Source organism: Nocardioides abyssi (assembly GCF_030412915.1).
GTDB classification, from domain to species: Bacteria; Actinomycetota; Actinomycetes; order Propionibacteriales; family Nocardioidaceae; genus Nocardioides; species Nocardioides abyssi.
The window spans coordinates 1-205 of the sequence record NZ_JAUHJR010000348.1; the positions used below are offsets into that span (position 1 = coordinate 1).

Here is a 205-nt window from a genome sequence, read left to right on the forward strand (position 1 = left end):
ACAGCCTCGACCACATCCGCCACATCATGGGCGAGTCGATGGAGGCCCTGATCCACCACTTCAAGCTGGTGACCGAGGGCTTCGGGGTGCCGGCGGGCCAGGCCTACGTCCCGGTCGTGGGGCCGCGCGGCGAGCTCGGCGCGCACGTCGTCTCCGACGGCGGCACCCGTCCCTACCGGGTCCACTTCCGCGACCCGTCGTTCAC

General features: G+C 71.2%; 1 protein-coding gene. It reads left to right on the forward strand.

Annotated elements, in window-relative coordinates:
• A partial coding sequence (locus QWY29_RS20955) for an NADH-quinone oxidoreductase subunit D-related protein (protein ID WP_500684592.1) occupies positions 1-205 on the forward strand: 205 nt, incomplete at both ends.